General features: G+C 72.7%; 23 protein-coding genes and 1 pseudogene. 8 read left to right on the top strand and 16 right to left on the bottom strand.

Annotated features, from left to right (window positions below; genetic code table 11):
• Window positions 1-8 precede the first annotated feature (8 nt).
• The 7 genes and pseudogenes from ACIRQH_RS08120 to pdhA all read right to left on the bottom strand — a co-directional run bounded on the left by ACIRQH_RS08120 (window position 9) and on the right by pdhA (window position 7,870).
• Window positions 9-1,106, bottom strand: coding sequence for a potassium channel family protein (locus ACIRQH_RS08120; protein ID WP_358816886.1), 1,098 nt, complete (start codon window positions 1,104-1,106; stop codon window positions 9-11).
• A 116-nt stretch (window positions 1,107-1,222) separates the two neighbouring features.
• Complete coding sequence (locus ACIRQH_RS08115; protein ID WP_388868395.1) at window positions 1,223-2,674, bottom strand: molybdopterin molybdotransferase MoeA; 1,452 nt, start codon at window positions 2,672-2,674, stop codon at window positions 1,223-1,225.
• Window positions 2,671-3,513, bottom strand: a complete 843-nt coding sequence (locus ACIRQH_RS08110) for a DUF6457 domain-containing protein (RefSeq protein ID WP_404225010.1) — start codon at window positions 3,511-3,513, stop codon at window positions 2,671-2,673. The genes ACIRQH_RS08115 and ACIRQH_RS08110 overlap by 4 nt, the downstream gene beginning before the upstream one ends.
• Before the next feature lie 69 nt (window positions 3,514-3,582).
• A pseudogene (locus tag ACIRQH_RS08105) lies at window positions 3,583-3,999 on the bottom strand (NTP transferase domain-containing protein); the annotation flags it as partial.
• 78 nt (window positions 4,000-4,077) lie between these two features.
• On the bottom strand, window positions 4,078-5,700 hold the full coding sequence (locus tag ACIRQH_RS08100; protein WP_404224748.1) for a dihydrolipoamide acetyltransferase family protein: 1,623 nt from the start codon (window positions 5,698-5,700) through the stop codon (window positions 4,078-4,080).
• Window positions 5,700-6,704 (bottom strand): alpha-ketoacid dehydrogenase subunit beta, encoded by a 1,005-nt coding sequence (locus ACIRQH_RS08095; RefSeq protein WP_358816883.1) that lies wholly within the window; start codon window positions 6,702-6,704, stop codon window positions 5,700-5,702. Before ACIRQH_RS08095 ends, ACIRQH_RS08100 begins: the two co-directional genes overlap by 1 nt.
• On the bottom strand, window positions 6,701-7,870 hold the full coding sequence (gene pdhA, locus ACIRQH_RS08090; RefSeq protein ID WP_404224746.1) for a pyruvate dehydrogenase (acetyl-transferring) E1 component subunit alpha: 1,170 nt from the start codon (window positions 7,868-7,870) through the stop codon (window positions 6,701-6,703). Before pdhA ends, ACIRQH_RS08095 begins: the two co-directional genes overlap by 4 nt.
• Window positions 7,871-8,044: 174 nt before the next feature.
• Between pdhA and ACIRQH_RS08085 the strand changes: the two genes are divergently transcribed.
• Window positions 8,045-8,545, top strand: coding sequence for an Lrp/AsnC family transcriptional regulator (locus ACIRQH_RS08085; RefSeq protein ID WP_388868386.1), 501 nt, complete (start codon window positions 8,045-8,047; stop codon window positions 8,543-8,545).
• 86 nt (window positions 8,546-8,631) lie between these two features.
• Here ACIRQH_RS08085 and ACIRQH_RS08080 read toward each other — a convergent pair whose 3' ends face one another.
• Both ACIRQH_RS08080 and ACIRQH_RS08075 read right to left on the bottom strand, forming a co-directional pair.
• Window positions 8,632-9,222 carry a TetR/AcrR family transcriptional regulator gene (locus ACIRQH_RS08080; RefSeq protein ID WP_358816882.1) on the bottom strand — a complete coding sequence of 197 codons (591 nt, stop codon included), beginning with the start codon at window positions 9,220-9,222 and terminating at the stop codon, window positions 8,632-8,634.
• Window positions 9,219-10,733 carry a 3-hydroxyacyl-CoA dehydrogenase gene (locus tag ACIRQH_RS08075; protein WP_404224743.1) on the bottom strand — a complete coding sequence of 505 codons (1,515 nt, stop codon included), beginning with the start codon at window positions 10,731-10,733 and terminating at the stop codon, window positions 9,219-9,221. The genes ACIRQH_RS08080 and ACIRQH_RS08075 overlap by 4 nt, the downstream gene beginning before the upstream one ends.
• A gap of 148 nt (window positions 10,734-10,881) precedes the next feature.
• On the opposite strand from ACIRQH_RS08075, the gene paaN reads away from it, so the two are divergent.
• Entirely contained in the window at window positions 10,882-12,594 is a 1,713-nt protein-coding gene (gene paaN, locus ACIRQH_RS08070; protein WP_358816880.1) for a phenylacetic acid degradation protein PaaN, read from the top strand.
• Window positions 12,595-12,624: 30 nt separating this feature from the next.
• On the opposite strand, the gene ACIRQH_RS08065 is transcribed toward paaN, so the two are convergent.
• The 3 genes from ACIRQH_RS08065 to ACIRQH_RS08055 are packed head-to-tail and all read right to left on the bottom strand — an operon-like array spanning window position 12,625 to window position 15,622.
• Window positions 12,625-13,374 carry a TrmH family RNA methyltransferase gene (locus tag ACIRQH_RS08065; RefSeq protein ID WP_358816879.1) on the bottom strand — a complete coding sequence of 250 codons (750 nt, stop codon included), beginning with the start codon at window positions 13,372-13,374 and terminating at the stop codon, window positions 12,625-12,627.
• Window positions 13,371-14,603 (bottom strand): HTTM domain-containing protein, encoded by a 1,233-nt coding sequence (locus ACIRQH_RS08060; RefSeq protein ID WP_404224741.1) that lies wholly within the window; start codon window positions 14,601-14,603, stop codon window positions 13,371-13,373. Before ACIRQH_RS08060 ends, ACIRQH_RS08065 begins: the two co-directional genes overlap by 4 nt.
• On the bottom strand, window positions 14,600-15,622 hold the full coding sequence (locus tag ACIRQH_RS08055) for a DUF5819 family protein (RefSeq protein WP_404224739.1): 1,023 nt from the start codon (window positions 15,620-15,622) through the stop codon (window positions 14,600-14,602). The genes ACIRQH_RS08060 and ACIRQH_RS08055 overlap by 4 nt, the downstream gene beginning before the upstream one ends.
• A gap of 263 nt (window positions 15,623-15,885) precedes the next feature.
• Between ACIRQH_RS08055 and paaA the strand changes: the two genes are divergently transcribed.
• The 6 genes from paaA to ACIRQH_RS08025 all read left to right on the top strand — a co-directional run bounded on the left by paaA (window position 15,886) and on the right by ACIRQH_RS08025 (window position 20,919).
• Window positions 15,886-16,926, top strand: a complete 1,041-nt coding sequence (paaA, locus tag ACIRQH_RS08050; protein ID WP_404224737.1) for a 1,2-phenylacetyl-CoA epoxidase subunit PaaA — start codon at window positions 15,886-15,888, stop codon at window positions 16,924-16,926.
• Entirely contained in the window at window positions 16,923-17,210 is a 288-nt protein-coding gene (gene paaB / locus ACIRQH_RS08045; protein ID WP_358816875.1) for a 1,2-phenylacetyl-CoA epoxidase subunit PaaB, read from the top strand. The genes paaA and paaB overlap by 4 nt, the downstream gene beginning before the upstream one ends.
• Window positions 17,207-17,926, top strand: a complete 720-nt coding sequence (gene paaC, locus ACIRQH_RS08040) for a 1,2-phenylacetyl-CoA epoxidase subunit PaaC (protein ID WP_388930102.1) — start codon at window positions 17,207-17,209, stop codon at window positions 17,924-17,926. Before paaB ends, paaC begins: the two co-directional genes overlap by 4 nt.
• Window positions 17,920-18,465, top strand: coding sequence for a 1,2-phenylacetyl-CoA epoxidase subunit PaaD (paaD, locus tag ACIRQH_RS08035; RefSeq protein ID WP_358816873.1), 546 nt, complete (start codon window positions 17,920-17,922; stop codon window positions 18,463-18,465). Before paaC ends, paaD begins: the two co-directional genes overlap by 7 nt.
• Window positions 18,465-19,529 carry a 2Fe-2S iron-sulfur cluster-binding protein gene (locus ACIRQH_RS08030; protein WP_388930101.1) on the top strand — a complete coding sequence of 355 codons (1,065 nt, stop codon included), beginning with the start codon at window positions 18,465-18,467 and terminating at the stop codon, window positions 19,527-19,529. Before paaD ends, ACIRQH_RS08030 begins: the two co-directional genes overlap by 1 nt.
• Window positions 19,530-19,785: 256 nt before the next feature.
• Window positions 19,786-20,919, top strand: a complete 1,134-nt coding sequence (locus tag ACIRQH_RS08025) for an acyl-CoA dehydrogenase family protein (protein WP_404224734.1) — start codon at window positions 19,786-19,788, stop codon at window positions 20,917-20,919.
• A gap of 144 nt (window positions 20,920-21,063) precedes the next feature.
• Here ACIRQH_RS08025 and ACIRQH_RS08020 read toward each other — a convergent pair whose 3' ends face one another.
• From ACIRQH_RS08020 to ACIRQH_RS08005, 4 genes are all read right to left on the bottom strand, one after another.
• Window positions 21,064-21,411 carry a rhodanese-like domain-containing protein gene (locus ACIRQH_RS08020; protein WP_388868358.1) on the bottom strand — a complete coding sequence of 116 codons (348 nt, stop codon included), beginning with the start codon at window positions 21,409-21,411 and terminating at the stop codon, window positions 21,064-21,066.
• 62 nt (window positions 21,412-21,473) lie between these two features.
• Entirely contained in the window at window positions 21,474-22,499 is a 1,026-nt protein-coding gene (locus tag ACIRQH_RS08015) for a hypothetical protein (RefSeq protein ID WP_404224732.1), read from the bottom strand.
• Window positions 22,500-22,648: 149 nt separating this feature from the next.
• Complete coding sequence (locus ACIRQH_RS08010; protein WP_404224730.1) at window positions 22,649-24,280, bottom strand: DUF2252 domain-containing protein; 1,632 nt, start codon at window positions 24,278-24,280, stop codon at window positions 22,649-22,651.
• A gap of 175 nt (window positions 24,281-24,455) precedes the next feature.
• Window positions 24,456-24,827, bottom strand: coding sequence for a helix-turn-helix domain-containing protein (locus ACIRQH_RS08005; RefSeq protein ID WP_358816867.1), 372 nt, complete (start codon window positions 24,825-24,827; stop codon window positions 24,456-24,458).
• Window positions 24,828-24,872: the final 45 nt, after the last annotated feature.

Raw genomic sequence — 24,872 nt, 5'->3', positions numbered from 1 at the left:
GTGGCTCCCTAGTCCTGCGGGCGGAGCCGGTTCCCCGGTGTCACCTGGGTGCCCGGGGTGGCCCGCGCGATCGTGATGAGCCGGTCCGTCAACTGGAGTGTGCCGACGGCCGGATCGTCGTACCCGAGGACGCGATGCCCGCGGACGACGCTGACCACCAGGTCGGGGGTCTCGCGGACCCCCTTGCCCACCTCTGCCTTTATGACGGGCCGTTCGACCATGTCGAGCCCGCTGCCCTGATGGATCAGGTCCTCCATCACCATGCCGGCGGCGGGGCTGAGGACGGAGAGGCCGAGCAGTCGTCCGGCCGCGCTCGCACTGGTGATGACCGCGTCGGCGCCGGACTGCTTGAGCAGCGGCGCGTTCTCCTCCTCGCGCACGGCGGCGACGATCTTCGCCCCGCGGTTGAGCTGCCGGGCCGTCAGGGTCACGAGCACGGCCGTGTCGTCGCGCTGGGTGGCGATGATGATCTGGCGGGCCCGGTGGAGCTCGGCGCGCATCAGGACATCGCTGCGCGTGGCGTCGCCGATCACCCCCGCGTATCCCTCGGCGGTCGCCGCGTCGACCACCCTGGGGCTCGGGTCGACGACCACGACCTGCTCCTTCTTCAGCCCGGTCGCGCAGACGGTCTCGACGGCCGACCGGCCCTTGGTCCCGAAGCCGACAACGACGGTGTGATCCCTCAAGGCCGCCCTCCAGCGGTTCAGGCGCCATTCCTCACGGGTGCGTTCCGTGAGGACCTCCAGCGTGGTGCCGACCAGGATGATCAGGAACAGCACCCGCAGTGGCGTGATGAGCAGGATGTTGATGAGCCGGGCGCCGTCGCTGGTCGGGGTGACGTCGCCGTAGCCGGTGGTCGAGAGGGTCACCGTCGCGTAGTAGAAGGAGTCGAGCAGGTCGACGCTTCCGTCCGAGTTGTCGGTGTAGCCGTCGCGGTCGAACCAGACGATCAGCGCGGTGGCGACCAGCACCAGCAAGGCCATCGCCAGCCGTTTGGCGACCTGCCGCATCGGACGCTCGACGACCTTCCGCGGCAGTTTCACCTGGTGGGTCACGAGATGCTCGCCCGCCTGGCGGGCGATCGCATCATGGCCCGGAAGTTTCACGTGAAACACACCCCGTTCGGATTCATGCCGCTCCCACCCTGGACGTCACGCCGCCACCGCCCCGCCGTCACGCCGCTTCCTCCGTCGTCCCGCTCCCGTCCCCGCCCGGCACCGCCTCAGACGAAGCACGCGTCGATCCCCGCGGACGCCCACGGCAGGTCGATGAGTTCAAGCTCCTGACCCGCCCGCGCGCCGGCCGGCGGTACGACGGCGAGGGCATCGGACGCGGCGATGCCCCGCAGCATCGCCGGGCCGTTGTAGTGCAGTGGCACGGCACGCTCGCCGCGCAAAGAGACGGGGACGAGCCGGGTGTCGTACGGATGCCCCTGCACGGCCTCCCTGCACGGCAGCGTGTACGGCTCCGGGGCCACGCGGCCGGCCAGCGTGCGCAGCAGCGGCTCGGCGAGCGTCAGGAGGCCGGACACGGCCGCGAGCGGGTTGCCGGGCAGGCCGACGAGGTGCTGGCCCTCCTGGGTACGGGCCAGCAGCATCGGATGCCCCGGCCGCACCTTGACGCCGTCCACCAGCAGCTCGGCGCCGAGCCGGCGCAGTATCGGGTGGACATGGTCGACGGGGCCGGACGCGGTGCCCCCGGTGGTGACGATCAGGTCGGCCCGGGAGCCGGTGATCGCCTTGTGCAGCGCCGCGGCGTCGTCGCCGAGGCGGCGTACCGCGACGACCTCGGCGCCGAGCGCCCGCAGCCACGGCGGCAGCATCGGGCCGAGCGCGTCCCGGATGAGGCCTTCGCGGGGCAGTCCCTCGGTGAGCAACTCGTCGCCGAGGACCAGCACTTCGACGCGCGGGCGGGGGATCACGGTGAGGGTGTCGTAGCCGGCCGCGGCGGCGAGGCCCAGCACGGCGGGGGTGACGAGGGCGCCGAGCGGCAGCAGTTGGTCTCCGCTGCGGCACTCCTGCCCGCGTGGACGGATGTCCTGTCCGTGCGCCACGTCCAGGGTTCCGGCCTGTCGGGCGGGGCCGTGGCCCTGTGCGTGACGGGCGTGCAGGCGTCCCTTGTCGTCGATGCGTCCGTGTTCGCTGCGCAGGACGGCGGTCGCGTCGCGCGGGACGCGGGCGCCGGTGGCGATGCGGACGGCTTCGCCGTCGGTGAGGCGCTCGGGCGCCGCGTTTCCGGCGAGCACGCCGTCCCCCCGCACCTCCCAGGGCCCGGGGCCGGCGACGGCCCAGCCGTCCATCGCCGAGGTGTCGAAGGAGGGGAGGTCGGTGAGCGCGGCCAGTGGGGCGGCGAGGACGAGGCCGAGCGCCGCGTCGAGGGGGACGGAGATCGGGGCACGTCGGGGCACGGACCGGGCGGCGCGCTCGGCGAGGACGCGGGCCTCGGGCCAGGGGGTGGCCCTGTGCTGGGCCTGCTGGTCCGGGGTGGCTTCCTGCGTTCCGGTGGCCGAGGCCGGGGGGCGGTCGCTTCCGCGAGGTGCCCCCGCGGGGGCGCTCTCCGCGCGGATCTGCTCGGCCGTCGGGCGCGGTCCTGGGTCCTTGACCAGGGCGAGCGCCTCCTCGACGTCGAACTCGTCGGCGTCCTGGCCGTCCCGGGTGGAGCGGGCGGCGGTCATCCGGCGTCCGACTCGGTGGCGGCGGTGGGCGAGGTGCCCTTGGCGGCATCCGGGGCGGCGTCCGGGGCGTCTTCTTCGGCCCAGCGCAGCGCGAGCGCCGTGGCCTTCCGGGACGCCTCGGCCACCGCTTCGGGTCCGCCGCCCGCCCGGGCGGCCGCGTACCCCACGAGGAACGTGGTCAGCGGCGCGGCCGGCCTGGCCACTCCGTGCGCGGCGTCGCGGGCCAGGTCGAGCAGCACGCCGGTGTCGACGTCCAGGTCGATGCCCAGTTCGTCCTTGACTGCGGTCATCCATTCATCCAACACGTGCCCATGCTCCCTGATGCGTGCCCGAGCGGCGGCGATGTCGTCCCAGGTGTCGCAGTCGAAGGACGCGACGGGGTCGGAGAGGCGAAGAAGGTCGAGCGCGGCGACGAGCCGTCGCAGCGGCAGTCCGCCGAGTCCGCCGTGGGCGGCTGCCAGCGCGGCCAGTTCACGGCGCAGTGCGTCGGTCCGGTAGGCGGCCACGAGGGGCTGGTCGCGCCCGTCGGGGTCGGCGAGGAGGACGCCGTCCGGACGCGTGTCGTCGGCGGTGGCGCGCTTGTCCTCGGCGCGCGGGGAGGTGCCTTCGGCGGTTCGGGGTCCCCGATCGGGCGGGGTGGCCACGTCGGTGGGAACGCCCGGGGGCGTCGGACCAGCCGCCTCGGCCGGGGTGCCGGAGGAAACCGGGGTGGCGCTCTCGCTCGGAGGGGCGGCGGGGGCGGCAGCGCCCTCGTTCCGGCGGTCGGCAAAGGCGGGGGTGGCCCGTACGGGGGGCGCGAGGCTTCCAGGGAATCCCCGGGAGGCACTCGGCGGGGTCACGAGACCGGCTGAGCCGTCTTGAGAGGCTTCCGGAGCGGTGTGGGCAACCGTGGAGCGCGCAGGCCCGGCGAGGGCGTCCAGCAGGCGCCGCACGGTCTTCTCGTCCAGGAACGGCAGGTCGGCCGAGAGCACGACGACGTACGGCGCCGTGGTGTGCCGCAGGCCGGCGTCGAGCGCGGCGAGGGGTCCGCCGCCCGGCGGGTCCTCGCGAGCCCACCGCACGGGGCGGGCGGTGGCCCGGGATTCCGCCACGACCACGGTGACGGCCGCGTCGGCGCACGCCGCGAGCACCCGGTCAAGCAGTGCCCGGCCGCCCACCCGCACGCCGGGCTTGTCCGCTCCGCCGAGCCGCCGCGCGGAGCCGCCCGCGAGCACGACGGCGTCGTACGCGACGGCGTCGCCGGAGACACCGGGCACACCGGGTCCGCCCGGTCGCCCGATCGCATCCGACCGCCCAGGCGCATCCGGTCGCTCGTTCGCGGTCATCCCCCGAGTATGGGCGCCCGAAGGATCATTGCCACCCCCGTACACAGCATGTGGACGGGGAGGACCGGCCCGGCGGTGCTACAGCGTGCGCAGCAGCACCGCCGGCTGTTCCACGCAGTCCGCCACATACCGCAGGAAGCCGCCCGCCGTACCCCCGTCGCACACCCGGTGGTCGAAGGTGAGCGAGAGCTGGACGACCTGGCGTACCGCCAACTCGCCCTGGTGCACCCAGGGCTTGGGGATGATGCGGCCGATACCGAGCATGGCCGCCTCAGGGTGGTTGATGATCGGTGTGGAGCCGTCGACGCCGAACACCCCGTAGTTGTTCAGGGTGAAGGTGCCGCCGGTGAGGTCCGCGGGCGTCAGCGTCCCGGTGCGGGCCGCCTCCGTCAGCCGGGCGAACTCGGCACCGAGTGCCTCGGCGTCCCGCCCGTCCGCTTCCCGCACGACCGGGACCACGAGCCCCCGTTCGGTCTGGGCGGCGAACCCCAGGTGCACCCGGTCGAGCCGGACGATCTCACGGGCTTCCAGGTCGACCGTCGAGTTGAGCTCGGGGAACCGGGCCAGCGCCGCGGTGCAGATCCGGGCCAGCAGAGCGAGCAACGAGATCTTCGCGCCGCCCGCCGCGTTCATCGCCGTGCGGGCCCGCATCAGCTCCGTCGCGTCGGCGTCCACCCAGCAGGTCGCGTCGGGGATCTCCCGCCGGCTGCGGGAGAGCTTGTCGGCGACGGCTCCGCGCACGCCCCGCAGGGGAACACGGACTCCGTTCGGAGCGGCCCCCCGGGAGACGCCGGACGCGCCGGGCACGACCGCCGTGATGTCCGCGTACGAGGAGGCGGCGTTGCGTGTCGGCTCCTGCGAGGGCGCGTCGGTGTACGCGTCCGGGCCGGTCGCGGTCGCCGGGACGCCGAGCGGTTCCATGAGGGAGGAGGGACGCGTCCGGCCGCCCGCCGCAGCGCGCAGCGCGTACTCCACGTCGGCCCGAAGGATCAGGCCGTCGGGGCCGGAGCCCTCCAGCTCCCGCAGGTCCACGCCGTTCTCCCGGGCGAGCCGACGCACGAGGGGCGAGATGACCGGCACGGGGCCTTCCCCCCGCGCGGCTCCGTTCCGGGAGGTCCGCGTGTCCGCCTGCGGGGAGGACCGGCTCGTGTCTGGCTGCTCCTGCGATCCCGGCTCACGCGAACCGGCCACCGCGCCTGGAGCCGCCGGGACGGCCGCACCGGTCCGGTCCGCCGTGCCCGCACGCGCCGGTGCGCCGGCCGGGGACGCTGCGCCCGCCGGGCCATGGCCGCCGGCAGCCTGGCCGCCCGGGGCACGCTGCCCGCCGGCCGCCGGACCGCCCGCGGGCCGCACCCTCCGGCGCCGCGCCGGAGGCGCTCCCGTGCCGTAGCCCACCAGCACGTTCCCGGAGCCCTCGTCGTCCTGGGGGTCCTTCTCGTCCTCGCCGGAGGCCGGCGTGCCCACGGCGACGGTCAGCAGCGGTGCGCCGACGGGCAGCTCCGTGCCCTCCTCGCCGAAGCGGGCGGTGACCACGCCTCCGTAGGGGCAGGGCACCTCGACCATCGCCTTGGCCGTCTCGACCTCGACGACGGGCTGGTCGACGGCGACGACGTCGCCGATCTCCACCAGCCAGCGGACGATCTCCGCCTCGGTGAGCCCCTCCCCGAGGTCGGGGAGCTTGAACTCCAGCACCTGCGCCATCAGTTCACCGCCTCCCACTGAAGACGCCCCACGGCGTCCAGGATCCGGTCGACACCGGGCAGGTGGTGCCGCTCCAGCATGGGCGGCGGGTACGGGATGTCGAATCCCGCGACGCGCAGCACCGGCGCCTCCAGGTGGTGGAAGCAGCGCTCGGTGACGCGGGCCGCGATCTCCCCGCCCGGACCGCCGAAGCCGCCCGACTCGTGCACGACGACCGCGCGTCCGGTCCGCCGGACCGACGCCGCCACCGTCTCGTCGTCGAACGGCACCAGGGAGCGCAGGTCGAGGACTTCGAGGTCCCAGCCCTCGGCCCGAGCCGCCTCGGCGGCTTCGAGGCAGACAGGCACGGACGGCCCGTACGTGATGAGGGTGGCGCTCCGGCCCGAGCGCCGCACCACCGCGCGGCCTATCGGTTCAACGGCCGGCGGCTCGTCGGCGTTCCAGGAATCCTTCGACCAGTACAGCCGCTTGGGTTCCAGGAAGACGACCGGGTCGTCGGAGGCGATGGCCTCGCGCAGCAGCCCGTAGGCGTCGGGGACGGTCGCCGGTGTGACGACATGGAGACCCGGGGTCGCCATGTAGTACGCCTCGGAGGAGTCGCTGTGGTGCTCGACGCCCCCGATGCCGCCGCCGTAGGGGACGCGGATCGTGATGGGCAGCGGCATGGCACCGCGGGTGCGGTTGCGCATCTTCGCCACGTGCGAGACGAGCTGCTCGAACGCCGGGTAGGCGAACGCGTCGAACTGCATCTCCACGACCGGGCGCAGGCCGTACATGGCCATGCCGACGGCCGCGCCGAGGATGCCCGCCTCGGCGAGCGGGGTGTCCGTGCAGCGGTCCTCGCCGAACTCCTTGGCGAGCCCGTCGGTGACCCGGAAGACACCGCCGAGGGTCCCGACGTCCTCGCCCATGACGTGGACGGTCGGGTCGGCCGCCATGGCGTCGCGCAGGGCTCGTCCGAGCGCCTGCGCCATGGTGGCCGGCTTGAGGGCAACCGTGGTCATCGCCCGGCTCCTTCCGGGCCGTGCGGGCCCGCTCCGTGCGAACCGTCCGCCTCCGCCTCCAGCTCCGCCCGCAACTGTGCTTGCTGCTCCAGCAGTTGCGGGGTGGGCCGGGCGTACACGTGGGCGAAGAGGTCCATGGGGTCGATCACCGGATCCTGGTTCATGCGCTCGCGCAGGTCGGCGGCCATCACCTCGGCGTCGTCGCGCACCGCCTTGAGGGCGGCCCCGTCGAGCAGACCGCGCTCGGTCAGCTCCCGTTCGAGGAGGGTGACGGGGTCGTGCCCGCGCCAGGTCTCGACCTCGGAGTCGCCGCGGTAGCGGGTGGCGTCGTCGGCGTTGGTGTGGGCGTCGATGCGGTAGGTCACGGCCTCGACGAGGGTGGGACCGCCGCCCGCGCGCGCGTGGGCGATGGCCTCGCCGAGGACCTGGTGCACTGCCAGCGCGTCGTTGCCGTCGACCAGGCGGCCCGGCATCCCGTAGCCGACGGCCTTGTGGGCCAGCGACGGGGCGGCGGTCTGCTTGGCGAGCGGCACCGAGATGGCGAAGCCGTTGTTCTGGACGAGGAAGACGACCGGGGCCTGCCACACGGCGGCGAAGTTCAGCGCCTCGTGGAAGTCGCCCTCGCTGGTGCCGCCGTCGCCGACCAGGGCGAGCGCGACCACGTCGTCGCCCTTGAGGCGGGCGGCGTGCGCGAGGCCCACGGCGTGCGGGAGCTGGGTCGCGAGAGGGGTGCTGAGGGGCGCGACGCGGTGCTCGCGCGGGTCGTAGCCGGTGTGCCAGTCGCCGCGCAGCAGCGTGAGGGCCTGGACGGGGTCGAGGCCGCGGGCGACGGCGGCGAGGGTGTCGCGGTAGCTCGGGAAGAGCCAGTCGCGGTCCTCCAGGACGAGCGCGGCGGCGACCTCGCAGGCCTCCTGTCCGGTGCTGGAGGGGTACACGGCAAGACGGCCCTGCTTGGTCAGCGCGGTGGCCTGCGTGTTGTAGCGGCGGCCGCGGACCAGCTCCTTGTGCAGGCGGCGCAGCAGCTCCGGGTCGGCCTGCGCGGCCGCCTCGGTGCCGAGCACGCGGTGGGGCAGCGCGTCGGGCAGCAGCGGCGCGGGGTCGGTGCGGGGCTGCCAGGCGGGCGGCGGCGTGGGCCGGTAGGCCCCTCGCTGCTCCATGACCGTCATGACGGCACCTCCTCGTGGGAGCGGCTTCAGGCGCGTCACGGGTGTGATGCGCCTCACCTACCGATTGTTCGGTCGTCGGCACATTTTGGCTACAGGCGGCGCCAGGCTGTGGACAAACGGTTCTGCACAGCCTGAGATGGACGCAGTACGTCCATGGTAGGGAGGCGGGGGGACATGGCACCTGAACAAATGGCCGAGCCGCCGGAGCCCGGCCCCGTCGAACCGCCCGCCCGGCCCCTCGACGCGATCGACCGGGACATCCTCCGCATGCTCCAGGCGGACGGCCGCGCCTCGATACGGTCCGTGGCCGAACGTGTCCATGTGTCCCGGGCCAACGCCTACGCGCGGATCAACCGCCTCATCGAGGACGGCGTGATCCGCGGCTTCGGCGCCCGCGTCGACCACGAACGAGCTGGTCAGGGCACCTCGGCGTACATCACCCTCAAGATCGTGCAGAACTCCTGGCGCACGGTGCGCGAGCAGCTGAGGGTGCTCCCCGGGGCCTCCCACATCGCCCTGGTGGGCGGGGACTTCGATGTCCTGCTCCTGGTGCACACGCCGGACAACCGTGCGCTGCGCGAGCTGGTGCTCACCCGCCTCCAGGCCATCCCGGAGGTGCTCAGCAGCAGGACGCTTCTCGTCTTCGAGGAGGAGGACCTGGAACCGGAGAACTGACCCCGGGGCTCCCGTGATCTCACGGCGGTCCCAGGTCCTCACCCGTTCGGGTCATCGCCGTCCCGGACCGGGCGGCCGCGAGGCTCTCATGCCTCCTTCCGGAGCCCTCCGAAGACCAGCAGCACCACGGCGTCGGCGACCTCGGGCACCCCCATGCCGCGCGCGTCCGGCCGGAACCACTCCACGAGCGAGTTGATCATTCCGAAGACCAGCCGGGTCGCGAGCCTGACCTCCACGTCACCGCGTACGTCCCCGTCGGCCGCCGCGGCCTTCAGGAGCTCGGCGACCTGGTGGTCGAACTCGCGGCGCCGCTCCAGCGCCCACCGCTCGGTGTCCGTGTTGCCGCGCACGCGCAGCAGCAGCGTCACGTAGGGCAGCTCCGAGGTGAGGACCTCGACCATGCGCCGAACGACGTACTCCAGGCGCTCCACGGCACGCCCCACGCGCGCGTCCTCCTCGTCGAGGATCCCGAAGAGGCCTTCCAGCGCCCGGCTCACGGCGCGGCGCAGCAGCTCCTCCTTGCCCGCGACGTGGTGGTAGATCGAGGACTTGGAGATGCCGGCCGCCTTGGAGAGGTGCTCCATGGAGGTGCCGTCGTAGCCGCGGTCGTTGAAGACCTGGACGGCGACGGACAGGAGCGTCTCCGGGGTGTACGTGTCGCGCTTGGCCGTGGTCATGGGGTGCCCTCGCGCTTCTCGGTGGCGTACGCGTGACGGTAGAGCGCCAGGGACGGCGCGTAGCGCCCGGAGGGGTCGCGTACGTGCAGCTCGTCCAGGAGGTCGTACGACCAGTTCGTGCCGAGCCTTCGGCTCCATTCGAAGGGGCCCAGGGGGTAGTTGACGCCGAGGCGCATCGCGGTGTCGATGTCCTCCTCGGTCGCGACGCCCTTGGCGACGGCGTCGTGCGCGAGGTCGATGATCCGGGCGACCGTGCGGGCCACGATCATGCCGGGGCAGTCCCCGATGACACTGACGTCCTTGCCGAGCGCCTGGAAGAGCCCGACGGCCTCGGACAACGTCCGGGCGGCGGTGTCCTGGGACGCCGACAGGGCGATGCGGGTCGCCTTGCGGTAGTCGAGCGCCAGGTCGAAGTAGACGACGTCGCGGAACTCGACCGAGGTCTGGCCGTCGGCGAGGACGAGCTGGCCGCCCCCGGGCAGAACCAGGCGGGTGCCGTGGTCCTCCTCCTCGACGCGGACCGGGATGCCCGCCTCGCGGATGACGTCGAGGAGGTCGGCGGCGGGTCCCAGGTCCCCCTCGGCGACGACGTACGCGGGCGGCTGGGCCTTCTCCGCGGTGTGCGGCTCGGCGGCCTCGGCCTCGTCCCCGTAGTCGTACCAGCCGTGGCCGGCCTTGCGGCCGAGCCGGCCCGATTCGACGAGCCGCCGCTGGGCGAGCGAGGGCGTGAACCGCACGTCCTGGAAGAACGACTGCCACACGGAGTGGGTGACCGACTCGTTGACGTCCTGGCCGATCAGGTCGGTGAGCTCGAAGGCGCCCATCCGGAAGCCGCCGGACTCGCGCAGTACCGCGTCGACGGTGGCGGGGTCGGCGGCCTGCGACTCGTGGACCGCGAAGGCCTCGGCGTAGAAGGGGCGCGCGATGCGGTTGACGATGAAGCCGGGCGTGTCCGCGCAGGCGACGGGGGTCTTGCCCCAGGCGCGCGCCATCTCGTACGCGCGCGTGGCCGACGTGACGTCGGTCGCGTACCCGGAGACGACCTCGACGAGGGGGAGCAGCGGAGCCGGGTTGAAGAAGTGCAGTCCGACCAGGCGGCCCGGATTGCGCAGCGCGCCGCCGATGGCCGTGACGGACAACGACGAGGTGTTGGTGGCGAGCAGGCAGTCGTCCCCGACGATGTCCTCGAGGTCGCTGAACAGCTGCTGCTTGGCTTCGAGTTGTTCGAGCACCGCCTCGATGACGAGCATGCAGTCCGCGAGGTCGGTCAGAGCGGCGGCAGGATGGAGCCGGGCGCGGGCGGCGTCCCGGTCGGCGCCGGAGAGCCGGTCCTTGGCGACGAGCCGGTCGAGCCGGGCGCTGATCGCCTCGGTCGCCGCCTCGGCACGCCCGGGGGCCGCGTCGTAGAGCCGCACGGGGTGGCCCGCCACCAGCGCGACCTGGGCGATGCCCTGGCCCATGGTGCCGGTTCCGACGACTGCCACGGGGCTGCTGAGGTCGAGTGCTGTCATGTGCGCGATCCTCCCGCACGGCGTTTTCCACAGATGCGGCGGACCCCCTTGTCCCGACCGATCGTTCGGTTACTCTAACCCTGACTGTCCCTTCCTGCCCAGCTCGCGAGCTCGACGAAGAGTTCCTGAGACGAGGAGTTGGTCCCTGATGGCCGCCGAACTCACCGCGCACCAGCTGATCGCCCAGCACCGGCCCACCCTGGACCAGGCGCTGGAAGCGATCCGCACGCGCGCGTACTGGTCCCCGCACCCCGAGCATCCCAAGGCGTACGGCGAGCACGGCAGCCTGGGCATGGCCGAGGGCAAGGCCGCCTTCGACGCCCTGCTGGGCACCCGCCTCGACCTGGGGCAGCCCGGCACGGACGACTGGGTCGGCGGCGAGATCTCGCCGTACGGCATCGAGCTGGGCGTGACCTACCCGCACGCGGACATCGACGCGCTGCTGCCCGCCATGCGCGCCGGGCAGCGCGCCTGGCGGGACGCGGGCGCCGAGATGCGTGCCGTCGTGTGCCTGGAGATCCTCAAGCGGATCAGCGACCGCACCCACGAATTCGCGCACGCGGTCATGCACACCAGCGGCCAGGCCTTCATGATGGCGTTCCAGGCGGGCGGACCGCACGCGCAGGACCGCGGCATGGAGGCGGTGGCGTACGCGTACGTGGAGCAGGTCCGCACCCCCGACACCGCGGAGTGGACCAAGCCCCAGGGCAAGCGCGACCCGCTCGCGCTGACCAAGGACTTCGTGCCCGTCCCGCGCGGCATCGCGCTGGTGATCGGCTGCAACACCTTCCCGACGTGGAACGGCTATCCGGGCCTGTTCGCCTCCCTGGCCACCGGCAACGCGGTCCTGGTGAAGCCCCACCCGCGCGCGGTGCTTCCGCTCGCACTCACCGTGCAGGTCGCGCGCGAGGTGCTCGCCGAGGCGGGCTTCGACCCGAACCTGGTGGCGCTGGCCGCCGAGCGCCCCGGCGAGGGCATCGCGAAGACGCTGGCCACCCGTCCCGAGATCCGGATCATCGACTACACCGGCTCCACCGCGTTCGGCGACTGGCTGGAGACCCACGCCCGTCAGGCGCAGGTCTACACGGAGAAGGCCGGCGTCAACACGGTGGTCGTGGAATCGACCGGCGACTACAAGGGGATGCTGTCCAACCTGGCGTTCTCCCTGTCGCTCTACAGCGGCCAGATGTGCACCACCCCGCAGAACCTGCTGATCCCCCGCGACGGCATCCGCACGGACGAGGGCCCCAAGTCGTACGACGTAGTGGTCACCGACCTCGCGAAGTCGGTCGGCGGTCTGCTCGGCGACGACGCCCGGGCGAACGCACTGCTGGGCGCCATCGTGAACCCGGACGTGAAGGCCCGCCTGGAGGCGGCCGCCGGTTTGGGTGAGGTCGCCCTGCCCTCGCGGCAGATCGAGAACCCCGAGTTCCCGGACGCCGTCGTGCGGACCCCCGTGATCGTGAAGCTCGACGGTGCGCGCAAGTACTGGGAGGGCGCCGAGAGCGCCGACGAGGCCGCCTTCATGAGCGAGTGCTTCGGCCCGGTCTCCTTCGCCGTCGCGGTCGACTCGGCGGCGGACGCCGTGGAGCTGCTGCGGCGCACGATCCGGGACAAGGGCGCGATGACCGTCGGCGCGTACACCACCGACGAGGAGGTCGAGCGCGAGGTGCGGGAGGCCTGCCTCGAGGAGTGCGCCCAGCTCTCCCTGAACCTGACGGGCGGGGTCTACGTCAACCAGACGGCCGCGTTCTCGGACTTCCACGGCTCGGGCGGGAACGGCGCGGCCAACGCGGCCCTGTGCGACGGCGCGTTCGTCGCGAACCGCTTCCGGGTGGTCGAGGTGCGCCGGGAGGCGTGAGCCGACCGGCGGCACAGTGATCGGCTGCCCCTAGGCGGGTGCGCCCCCGGTCGCGCTCCAGTGGAACAGCGTCATGGCCACACTGGTCGCGAGGTTGTAGCTGGAGACCTGGGGGCGCATCGGCAGGGCCAGCAAGCGGTCGGCCCGGGTGCGCAGGCCGGCGGACAGCCCGCTGCGCTCCGAGCCGAAGGCGAGCACCGCGTCGTCGGGGATCTTCGATCCGCGGATGTCCTCACCTTCCGGGTCGAGCGCGAAGACCGGGCCCGGCGGCAGTTCGTCCACCGTCACGCGTTCCACGGCGGTCGCGAAGTGCAGTCCGGCCCCGCCGCGGACGACCGTGGGGTGCCACGGGTCCAGCGTGCCCGTGGTGACCACGCCGGTCGCGCCGAATCCCGCCGCCAGCCGGATCACCGCGCCGGCGTTGCCCAGGTTGCGCGGGTCGTCGAGGACGACGACGGGTGCGGTGCGGGGTGTGCGGGCCAGCGTCTCCAGGTTGGCGGCCCGGGAGGGGCGGACGGCGAGAGCGGCCACCGAGGTGGGGTGCGGACGCGCCACGAGGTTCGTGAACGTCGCTTCCGGGACCTCGGCCAGCAGGCCGTCGAGGGTCGCGCGGACGTCGGGGGCGAGTTCCGCGGCCAGATCCAGCGTCGCCCGCCGGTCGGTGGTGACGGCGACCGGGATGTCGGCCCCGAAGCGCACCGCGTGCTTGAGGGCGTGGAAGCCGTCGAGCAGGACGCAATCGTCGGCGAGCCGTCGCCAGACACGTACCGGGTCGTTCATGCCGTGAAGCCTACGTGCGTCGGCTCGGCCCCCTCCGGAACGCCCGGCTCGGGCTTCCGCGGGCCCGGTACCGCACGCCCGCCGACGGCGGACAGGCGTCCACGCGTGCGTGCCGTCCATCCGCCGAGGCGGCGCAGGAACGACGTCGGCAGGAACACCGCGTCCGCGGCGATCATCGCGAGCGAGAAGAACGGCAGGCCGAGGACCACGGCGATCACCGCGTGCTCGGTCATCATCGCCACCAGCAGGACGTTCTTGACCCTCCGGTTGAACAGCGTGAACGGGAAGGCGACCTGCATGATCACCGTGCCGTAGGTGACCAGCATGACGAGGGTGCCGTGCGCGGACAGCACGCCGGACAGGGCGGACCAGGGCGAGAAGTAGTCGAGGTGCAGCGGGTAGTAGACGGCGGTGCCGTCCTGCCAGCGCGAACCCTGGACCTTGTACCAGCCGGCGGTCGCGTAGATCAGGCACGCCTCGGCCATGATGATCAACAGGGCGGCGTTGTGCACGAGGTTGGCGACGACGTCCAGCAGGACCCGCGGCTCCGCGGTCCGCGCGAACCGGCAGACCGCCCACCACAGTGCCTGGACCGCCCACAGCCCCCAGAACACCGTGAGCCAGCCGCCGAGCCAGCCGCCTTCGATCCGTCCGGCGCCCGTCGCCGTCGCCAGCAGGACACCGAGCGCCGCCCACAGCCCGGGCCCCACACGGTCCGGCCCGGTCCACTCGCCCCGCGCGCGTGCCTGGTGGGCGAGGCGCTCGCGGCGTGCGTCCAGGGACCACACCCGGCCGCAGCGGGTGAGCACCAGATAGATCGACATCAGGTGGAGGACGTTGTCGCCGCCGTCTCCCATGAAGACGCTGCGGTTCTGCAGGGACAGCACGCCGATCATGAAGAGGACGGACGTCGTCCGGGTCCGCCAGCCCGCCAGCAGGAGGACGCCGGACAGGACGGCGAGGGCGTAGACGATCTCGAACCACACCTGGCTGTCGGACCAGAGCAGGGCCGTGAAGGCGTGGTTGCTCGCGACGAGCCGCTGCGCGAGATCCCAGCTCCAGGGCCCGTCGGGCCCGTACATCTCCTGCCGGTTCGGGTACTCGCGCAGCAGGAACAGCAGCCAGGTGGCGGCGAAGCCGATGCGGATCGCGGCGCTCTGGTACGGCCCGAGGGCCGACTCCGTGACGCGGGCGATGCCGCGCGAGACCGTCGGAGCGAATCGGTTCACCGGGCGCTCGCCTCCGTCAGGCCGCCCGCGCGGTCGGTCGCGGGGACCGGCCACCAGGGCAGTTCCCGTACGACAGGCCGGCCGGACACCTTCTCGTCGCTCCATCGGGGCGGTTGCACGTCGGTCGTACGGGAGCGGAACTGGACGCGTTCGACGGCCGCCCCCGTGCCGCCCGCGTGCTCGCGGTCGAGACGCAGCACGGCGATGCGGCGCAGGTAACGCTCGGAGAGGTCGCCGCGCAGCCCGGCCGGACGGTTCTCGGCGTCGTGCGTGCCGACGTAGAAGTCCCAGGCTCGGCGCAGTTCGTTCTGCTGGGTGTGGCTCGGCAGCGGATTCCCGTCGATGGCGCGCCCGTCGAGCGCCGACAGGTCGTACCAGCCGGTCTCGCCGCTGGTGCCGTCCGCGGACCGGACCAGGGCGCGGACCTGGACCCCGATGTTCTGCTGGAGCGGGTTGGGCGCGAAGAGCTTCCAGTTCTGCTCGAACTCGGGGTAGATCCACTCGTCGATCGCGCTGCCGTGCTGCTTGGTCACCGTGTTCGAGGGCGCGACGTGCAGGAACACCATGCCGAGGTGCACGCAGGCGGCGACGACCACCACGGCGAGGGTGAAGGCGGCGGCGACCTGATAGCGGAGCGAGAGGGCCGCCAGGCCCGCGGGTCTCGGCTCGTCGTCCCGGCCCGCGAGCCCCTCCTCGTCGTCCCGGTCCGGGGGAGCGGGCTCGTCGGGCCCGGCGTCGTCCGCCGTCGACAGATCCGGGAAGGGCATCCTGGCGTCGCGGCCGGGCGCACCCGGGTCGGGCACGGCTCCACCGGGCGCGCCACCGTCCGACGAGGAACGGCGGGAACCGGGGATCTCAGGATCGGTCGCAGCGCTGTCGGGCAGGTCGCCGCCGGGCACGGCCGGGTCGGGAGCCGCGTGATCCGGGCCCGCGTGATCGGGCGACACTCGATCGGGCATCGCGTGATCGGGCGCGTCCGGGCCGGGCCCGGTCGTGGAGCCCTCGTCGTTCGCGTCCATTCCGCCCCGATTCACGATCCCGAATCCGACTGCCGGCCGCCGGGCCGCGGGCGTCGTACCGCCACATCGCACCTCACCACGGCGTTTCGCAAGCGAACCGTACTCAGCACCGGCCGCCCGGCACAGCCCCGTGCGTCACAACGGTCACGCGGACGCCCACGACGTCATCCACAGCGGTTGACACCTTACGGCGCGCGGCCGACCATGGTTGCGAGCGGACCGAACGATCGGTCGGTCGGGAGCGAGAGGTCGAGGGGGACCGCATGGCGACGGCAGCAGCGCACCACACGGCCCGCACACAGGCGGGCCAAGCCGCCGAGGAGGCGGCCGGCACAGCGGCGTACGAGGCGGTCTTCGACGCCGCGGTGGCGGCGGACGACCGCATCGAGCCCCGCGACTGGATGCCCGACGCCTATCGGTCGACCCTGGTCCGCCAGATCGCGCAGCACGCGCACTCCGAGATCATCGGCATGCAGCCCGAGGCCAACTGGATCACGCGCGCGCCCTCGCTGCGCCGCAAGGCGATCCTGATGGCGAAGGTCCAGGACGAGGCGGGCCACGGCCTGTATCTCTACAGCGCCGCGGAGACCCTCGGCACGAGCCGCGACGAGCTGCTGGACAAGCTCCACTCCGGCCGCCAGAAGTACTCGTCGATCTTCAACTACCCGACGCTGACCTGGGCCGACGTCGGCGCCGTCGGCTGGCTGGTGGACGGCGCCGCGATCACCAACCAGGTCCCCCTGTGCCGCTGCTCCTACGGCCCGTACGCGCGCGCCATGGTCCGCGTGTGCAAGGAGGAGTCCTTCCACCAGCGCCAGGGGTACGAGCTGCTGCTGGCCCTCAGCCGGGGCACCGCCGAGCAGCACGCGATGGCGCAGGACGCGGTGGACCGCTGGTGGTGGCCCTCCCTGATGATGTTCGGCCCGCCCGACGACGAGTCCTCGCACTCCGCGCAGTCGATGGCCTGGAAGATCAAACGCCACTCGAACGACGAGCTGCGCCAGCGTTTCGTCGACATCTGCGTACCGCAGGCCGCGTCCCTCGGCCTGACCCTGCCCGACCCGGACCTCGTCTGGAACGAGGAGCGCGGACAGCACGACTTCGGCGCCATCGACTGGACGGAGTTCCGCGAGGTCCTCAAGGGCAACGGCCCCTGCAACGAACAGCGGATCTCCCAGCGCCGGACCGCCCACGAGGAAGGCGCCTGGGTCCGGGAGGCGGCCACGGCGTACGCGAAGAAGCACACGAGCGGAACCGGCGGCGCCGCGAGCACGGCCGGTGAGACAGGAGCGACCCGAGCATGACGAACACCGACTGGCCCCTGTGGGAGGTCTTCGTGCGCTCGCGCCGCGGGCTCTCGCACACGCACGCCGGCAGCCTGCACGCGCCGGACGCCCAGCTGGCGCTGCGCAACGCACGCGACCTGTACACGCGCCGCGGAGAGGGAGTCTCGATCTGGGTCGTCCCGTCCGCGGCCGTCACGGCCTCCTCGCCCGACGAGAAGGACCCGTTCTTCGAGCCCTCCGCGGACAAGCCCTACCGCCACCCGACGTTCTACGAGATCCCGGAAGGGGTGAAGCACCTGTGACGACCACCGTGAACACCACGGCCGCCCTGGCCCTCGGCGACGACGCCCTGGTGCTCTCGCACCGCCTGGGGGAGTGGGCGGGCCACGCACCCGTCCTCGAAGAGGAAGTCGCCCTGGCCAACATCGCGCTGGACCTGCTCGGCCAGGCCCGGGTGCTGCTGTCCCTCGCCGGCGACGAGGACGAGCTGGCGTATCTCCGCGAGGAACGCGCCTTCCGCAACCTCCAGCTGGTCGAGCAGCCGAACGGCGACTTCGCCCACACGATCGCCCGCCAGCTCTACTTCTCCACCTACCAGCGGCTCCTCTACGCCCAGCTCGCCTCCGGGGACGGAGAGTTCGCGCCCCTCGCCGCGAAGGCGGTCAAGGAGGTCGCCTACCACCAGGACCACGCCGAGCAGTGGACGCTGCGCCTCGGCGACGGCACGGACGTCAGCCATGAGCGGATGGACCGGGCCTGCCGGGCGCTGTGGCGGTTCACCGGCGAGATGTTCCAGCCCGTCGAGGGCGTCGGCGTCGACTGGGAGGCCATGCGGGCCGCCTGGCTGGAGTCCGTGAGGGACGTCCTGCGCCGCGCCACCCTCTCCGTCCCCGACGGACCGCAGTCCGGGGCCTGGACCGCGGGCGCCGGACGTCAGGGAGTGCACTCCGAGTCCTTCGGGCGGATGCTCGCCGAGATGCAGCACCTGCACCGCAGCCACCCGGGGGCGTCATGGTGACGGCCACCGCCCTGGAGGAGGAGCTGCGCCGGCTGGCCGGCTCCGTGCCCGACCCCGAGCTTCCCGTCCTCACGCTGGACGAGCTGGGCGTGGTCCGCGCGGTGCACGTCCGCGGTGCGGACTCGGTCGAGGTCGAACTGACCCCGACGTACACGGGCTGCCCGGCCGTCGAGGCCATGTCCACGGACATCGAGCGGGTGCTGCACGAGCGCGGGATACGGGACGTGTCCGTGCGCACCGTGCTCAGTCCCGCCTGGTCCACCGACGACATCTCCGACGAAGGGCGCCGCAAGCTGCGGGAGTTCGGGATCGCGCCGCCCCGGGGCGGCCGCCCCGCGGGACCCGTGACGCTCTCCCTGGGCACCACCCGCACAGTCGCCGAAGCAGGAGCCGAAGCACCGGAGCTGGAGCCCATCCTCTGCCCGACCTGCGGCTCGGCCGAGACCGAGCTGCTCAGCCGTTTCTCGTCCACCGCGTGCAAGGCGCTGCGCCGCTGCCTGTCGTGCCGCGAACCGTTCGACCACTTCAAGGAGTTGTGATGGCCCGCTTCCACCCGCTCCCGGTGGCCGCGGTCGACCGGATCACCGACGACTCCGTGGCCCTGACCTTCGCGGTGCCCGCCGACCTGCGCGAGGACTTCCGGCACGCGGCCGGACAGCATCTCGCCCTGCGCCGCACGCTCGACGGTACGGAGATCCGGCGCACCTACTCGATCTGCTCACCGGCGCCCGCGCCCGACGGCGAGGCACCGCGCATCCTGCGTGTCGGCGTGCGCCTGGTCGACGGCGGGGTGTTCTCGACCCACGCGCTCAAGGAGATCGCCGTGGGGGACGAGATCGAGGTGATGACTCCGGCGGGGCGCTTCACGCTGGAGCCGTCGGCCGGTCTCTACGCGGCGGTGGTGGGCGGCAGCGGGATCACCCCGGTGCTGTCGATCGTCTCCACTCTCCTCGCCCGTCGCCCGGACGCCGGGTTCTGCCTGATCCGCAGCGACCGCACCTCGGCGTCGACGATGTTCCTGGAGGAGGTCGCGGACCTCAAGGACCGCTATCCCCAGCGGTTCCAGCTCGTGACGGTCCTCTCCCGGGAGGAGCAGCAGGCCGGACTCCCGTCCGGACGGCTCGACCAGGAGCGGCTGACCCACCTGCTCCCCGCGATGCTCCCGGTGGACCAGGTCGCGGGATGGTTCCTGTGCGGGCCCATGGGCCTCGTGGAGGGCGCCGAGCAGGCGCTGCGCGGACTGGGGGTGTCCCGGGGGCGCATCCACCAGGAGATCTTCCATGTGGACGCCGGCACGGCGACCGTCTCGGTCATACCCGCGCCCGCGCACAGCACGGTGACGGCACGGCTCGACGGACGCGGCGGAACATGGCCCGTCCAGGACGGCGAGTCCCTGCTGGACACCGTGCTGCGCAACCGGCCGGACGCTCCTTACGCCTGCAAGGGCGGCGTGTGCGGCACCTGCCGCGCCTTCCTGGTCTCGGGCGAGGTGCGGATGGACCGCAACTTCGCCCTGGAACCGGAGGAAACGGAGGCCGGCTATGTCCTGGCCTGCCAGTCCCACCCGTCCACGGAACAGGTGGAGTTGGACTTCGACCGCTGAGCCTGTGGGACCGGCCCTCGGGGCCGGCCCCTCCGGTGACGGTGACGCCCCCTGGCGGGTGATCGCGACGTCGGACGCGGGCGATCGGTGACCGGCGATCACCGGCCGCCGCCCACCGAACACCGAACACCGAACTGCAGTGAGGCGTGTCCACCCCCGACCGTTCCCTTCTCGTAGAACCTGTTCTATCTTGACGCTCCGTCAGATCAGGCGCTCTGTCTGGTCGGTGGTCCGGCGCGTGCGGGAGGACGGGATCGTGGACTTCACCTTCACCGAGGAGCAGCAGGCGGCGGTCGAGGCGGCGCGAGCGGTGTTCGCCGGGGTCGCTCCGGACGGGGTCCCCAGTCCCGCCCTCACCGCGGGCGCCGTCGCCGCGGACTTCGACCGGCAGGTGTGGGCGAAGCTCGCCGACGCGGACCTGCTGAGCCTGCTGCTCGACGAGGAGTACGGCGGGGCGGGCCTCGACGCGGTCGCCCTGTGCCTGGTGCTGCGGGAGTCCGCGAAGGTGCTGGCGCGGGTTCCGCTGCTGGAGAGCAGCGCGGCTGCCCTGGCCGTACAGCGGTACGGCGGGCCCGAGTCGAAGGCCGATCTGCTCGCGCGGGCGGGCCGGGGCGAGCTCGTGCTGACCGTCGCCGCCAGTGGCAGGACCGGACACGAACCGGCCGAACGGGCCGTGACCGCACGGCGGGACGGTGACGCCTGGGTGCTGGACGGCACGCAGACGGCCGTCCCCTGGGCCTACGGCGCCGACATCATCGTCGTCCCCGCGCACACCGACACGGACCGGACCCTCCTCGCGCTGGTCCCCCGTGATCTCGAAGGTGCCGTACTCGCCGAGCAGATCTCCACGACCGGCGAGCGGCTCGGCCAGCTGCGCCTGGACTCCGCGCGGGTCGCCTCACGGGATGTCATCGACGCGGAGGGCGCCTGGGAGTGGCTGCGCGAGCTGCTGGCCACCGGAACCTGCGCCCAGGCGCTGGGCCTCGGCGAGGCGGTGCTCCGGATGACGAGTGAATACACCGGCAAGCGCGAGCAGTTCGGGTTCCCGGTCGCCACGTTCCAGGCGGTCGCCGTGCAGGCCGCCGACCGCTTCATCGACCTGCGGGCGATGGAGGCCACCCTCTGGCAGGCCGCCTGGCGGATCAGCACAGGGGCCGGCGGCGCGCTCCCGACCTCCGGTGACGTGGCCGTCGCCAAGATCTGGGCGTCCGAGGGGGTCCGCAGGGTCGTGCAGACCGCCCAGCACCTGCACGGCGGATTCGGCGCCGACACCGACTACTCCCTCCACCGCTATCACGCCTGGGCCAAGCACCTGGAACTGTCCCTGGGACCGGCGGCTGCGCATGAGGAAGCCCTGGGCGATCTGCTGGCGGCGCATCCACTGGGCTGACGGCCGGCACATCCACCGACCTGACGCGCACATCCGCCGGGCTGCGGCACAGGCCTCGGCGGGGACCCGATTCCGGGCCGCAGCACGAGGCCGACCGCCCACGGCCGCAGCACGGAACCGGTAAGGGCACTCCGACAGCTACAGCTACAGCACGAAGCCGGACTCGCCCTTGTCGTTCACCACGGGGCGGCCCGTGGCCTCCCAGGTGTGCATGCCGCCGTCGACGTTCACCGCGTCGATGCCCTGCTGGACGAGGTACTGCGTGACCTGGGCCGAACGTCCGCCGGAGCGGCAGATCACGTTGACCCGGCCGTCCTGCGGCGCCGCCTCGGTCAATTCGCCGTACCGGGCCACGAATTCGCTCATGGGGATGTGCAGCGCCCCCTCGGCATGACCTGCCTCCCACTCGTCGTCCTCACGGACGTCCAGCAGGAAGTCATCGACGGTGAGATTGTCGACCCCGACGGTGGGCACACCAGCTCCGAAACTCATGCCTCCGACGCTACCCGACCGCGCCGACGACACGGCCCGGGGAGCCTCGCCGGGCCGGAGACTCAGGGAGTCTGGCCGATCAGCTCCGCCAGCTCGGTCTCCCGCTCACCGACCTGCGTCAGCAGCTGTTCGGCGATCTCCTCGAGCAGCTGGTCCGGGTCCTCCGGAGCCATCTTGAGCATGGCGCCGATGGCGCTCTCCTCCAGTTCGCGCGCGACGAAGGTGAGCATCTCCTTGCGCTGGGCGAGCCATTCGAGGCGGGCGTACAGCTCCTCGCTGCGGCTCGGCTTCCACTCCTGGGGCGCGGGTCCGGCGGCCCACTCCTCCGCCAGCTCCCGCAGCAGCTTCTCGTCCCCCCGCGCGTACGCGGCGTTCACACGGGAGATGAACTCGTCCCGGCGCTTGCGCTCGTCCTCGTCCTGCGCGAGGTCGGGGTGCGCCTTGCGGACCAGCTCACGGAAGAACTTGCGGGCCTCCTCGCTGGGACGCACCCGCTGCGGGGGCCGCACGGGCTGCTCCGTGAGCATCGCGACGGCCTCGGGGAACAGGCCGTCCGAGTCCATCCAGCCGTGCAACAGCTCCTCGACGCCGGGCATGGGCATGACCCGCGCCCGTGCCTCCTGCGCCTTGCGCAGATCCTCCGCGTCGCCGGTGCGCGCGGCGCGCGCCTCGGCGATGTCGGCGTCCAGTTCGTCGAGCCGGGAGTACATCGGACCGAGCTTCTGGTGGTGCAGCCGGGAGAAGTTGTCGACCTCGACGCGGAAGGTCTCCACGGCGATCTCGAACTCGATCAACGCCTGCTCGGCGGCCCGCACGGCCCGTTCGAGCCGCGCCTCGGGCCGAGCGTCCTCGCTCGGGACCTCGGCCGTCGCGTCACCCCCAGACCCGGCCTCACCATCGGCCTCGCTCGCGGCGGGGTTCCCGGCAGCCGGGGAGGCCTCCGTGCCCTGCGTGGCCTGGGCGTCCGAGCGACCACCGCCCTCGCCGGGGGTGGCCTGGTGCGTCTCGGCCGCCGGAGCACCGGACTGTTCCCGGCCCCCCTCGATGGTGGGCTCGGACTGGCTCTGATCGGCTTCCGGGGTCGTCACCCGACCAGCCTAGGCCACGCTCCCCCGCGGCTCACGGTCTTCCCCACCTCTCCACCCACCTGACCGGCCACAACGGCCCCAAAGACCCCAACCGCCCCGATCATCCCGACGGCGCCACCATCACCGGGACCACCGACGCGTCCATCGGGTCAGACGCCTGGTTCGGAGGCGATCCGGCCGGTTCTGATGGCCTCGACCAGAGCCGCGTGGTCCGCCTCCGTGCGGTCCGCGTAGGCGACGGCGAAGGAGGCGACGGCCTCGTCCAGCTCCTCCTTCTTTCCGCAGTAGCCGGAGATCAGACGGGGATCGACGCTGTGACTGTGGGCGCGGGCCAGCAGGGCGCCGGTCATGCGGCCGTAGTCGTCCATCTGGTCCGCGGCGAGGGCGGCGGGGTCGACGCTGCCCTTGCGGTTGCGGAACTGGCGCACCTGGAAGGGGAGACCGTCGACCGAGGTCCAGCCGAGCAGGATGTCGCTGACCACCTGCATCCGTTTCTGGCCGAGGACGACCCTGCGGCCCTCGTGCGCCACCTCGGGCATCCGGTGCCCGGCCGTCGCCAGGTGGGGCAGGAGCGCCGAGGCACGGGCCTCCTTCACCTGGAGGACGAGCGCCTCGCCGCGATGGTCGAGCAGCAGCACGACGTACGAGCGGGTGCCGACGCTGCCCGTGCCGACGACGCGGAAGGCGACGTCGTGCACGGCGTAGCGCGCGAGCAGGGGGAGGCGGTCCTCCGAGAGCGTCGTCAGATAGTGCTCCAGCGACGCGGCGACCGCGGCCGCCTCCGCGTCGGGCACCCGTCGCAGCACGGGCGGCGCGTCCACGAACCTGCGGCCGCCGCCCTCCACCGCCTCCGTCGACCGGGCGGCGAACCGCCCGCTGGTGTTGGCCCGCGCCTTCTCGGAGACCCGTTCCAGGGTGCCGAGCAGATCGTGGGCGTCGGCGTGGGAGACGAGTTCCTCGTCGGCGATGGCGTTCCAGGCGTTCAGCACCGGCAGCTTGGCCAGCAGGCGCATGGTGCGGCGGTACGCGCCCACGGTGTCGTACGCGGCGGCACGGCAGGTGTCCTCGTCCGCTCCAGCCTCCCGGCCGGCCAGCACGAGAGAGGTGGCCAGCCGCTTGAGGTCCCACTCCCAGGGGCCGTACACCGTCTCGTCGAAGTCGTTCAGATCGATGACGAGGCCGCCGCGCGCGTCGCCGTACAGACCGAAGTTCGCCGCGTGGGCGTCACCGCAGATCTGGGCGCTGATGCCGGTCATGGGGGTGCGGGCGAGGTCGTAGGCCATGAGGCCCGCGGAACCCCGCAGGAACGCGAAGGGGGTGGCGGCCATTCTGCCGACCCGTATCGGGGTGAGACCGGAGAGCCGGCCGCGATTGGACTCCTCGACCGCGGAGACGGCGTGGGGCCGGTCGGCGTCCGACGTCAGCTCGGCGTGTGCGGAGCGCGGCACCCGCCCGCGCAGAGCCTTCCCCTCCGCCTTGGGCGACCCCTGCACCGGCCAGGCGGCGAAGCCCGGGACACCGAATCCCCGGCTCCCGAAGCCCGCCGCAGCCGGTCGGCGCTCGGACAGGGAGACCACCTTGGGCAGAGGCGCACTCGCGATCGGGGACAGTCCGCTCACACGCTCCGCGGGCTCCCCCGGCTTCACATCGGAGACGGGACGCTCCGCCCGGCCACCGCCGTCCTGCCGCTCGAACTCCGCGGCTCGGACGACCTCGGACCGCCCGTCCGGCACGGCCGCGACCGCCTGCTGCTCCGCCCCCGCTGAACCGACCTCGGTCATCACGACCGCCTCCCCCGCACACGAACATCAACTCGTGCTGACCGTACAGCCGGTCGCGAAAACGCGTCAGACCCTGTGGACAACTCGGCCGGCACCCGGCACGGACCGCCCGGCCCCCGGGCCGACCGATCATCCGCACCGGGCTCGGGAGACGTCGGTCACGCCCCGCCCCGGCCTACTTCCGCAGCTCTCCCGGACAGGGACCGCTCCCCGGCAGATACATCTCCGCCCAGGCACCCAGTTCCTTGAGCGCGGGTTCCAGTGCCGCCCCCGCCTCCGTCAGGCGGTACGCAACCCGCAGCGGAGGCCCCTCGCTGACCTCGCGCACGACCAGGCCGGCCACGGCGAGTTCGGTGAGCCGGTCGGAGAGCATCCGTTCGCTGATTCCGGGGATCGCTCTGCGCAACTCGGCGAAGTGGACGGGATGTTGCAGCAGAACCGCGACGACCAGGCCCGTCCAGCGCTTTCCGAGCAACGTGAAGACACGGGTCATGCCGTCGTCGACCTTCTGGCACGGCCCCGCGTCGTGGCTTCCCGGTTCTGCCATGCCTCCAGAGTACTGCGTCCACACAAGGGGATGAAAAAAAGTAAG

It is taken from the genome of Streptomyces sp. NPDC102279 (genome assembly GCF_044766365.1).
Lineage (GTDB): Bacteria > Actinomycetota > Actinomycetes > Streptomycetales > Streptomycetaceae > Streptomyces.
The sequence above is the reverse complement of the archived record's forward strand: the minus strand, read 5'-3'. Positions and strand labels throughout refer to the sequence as shown.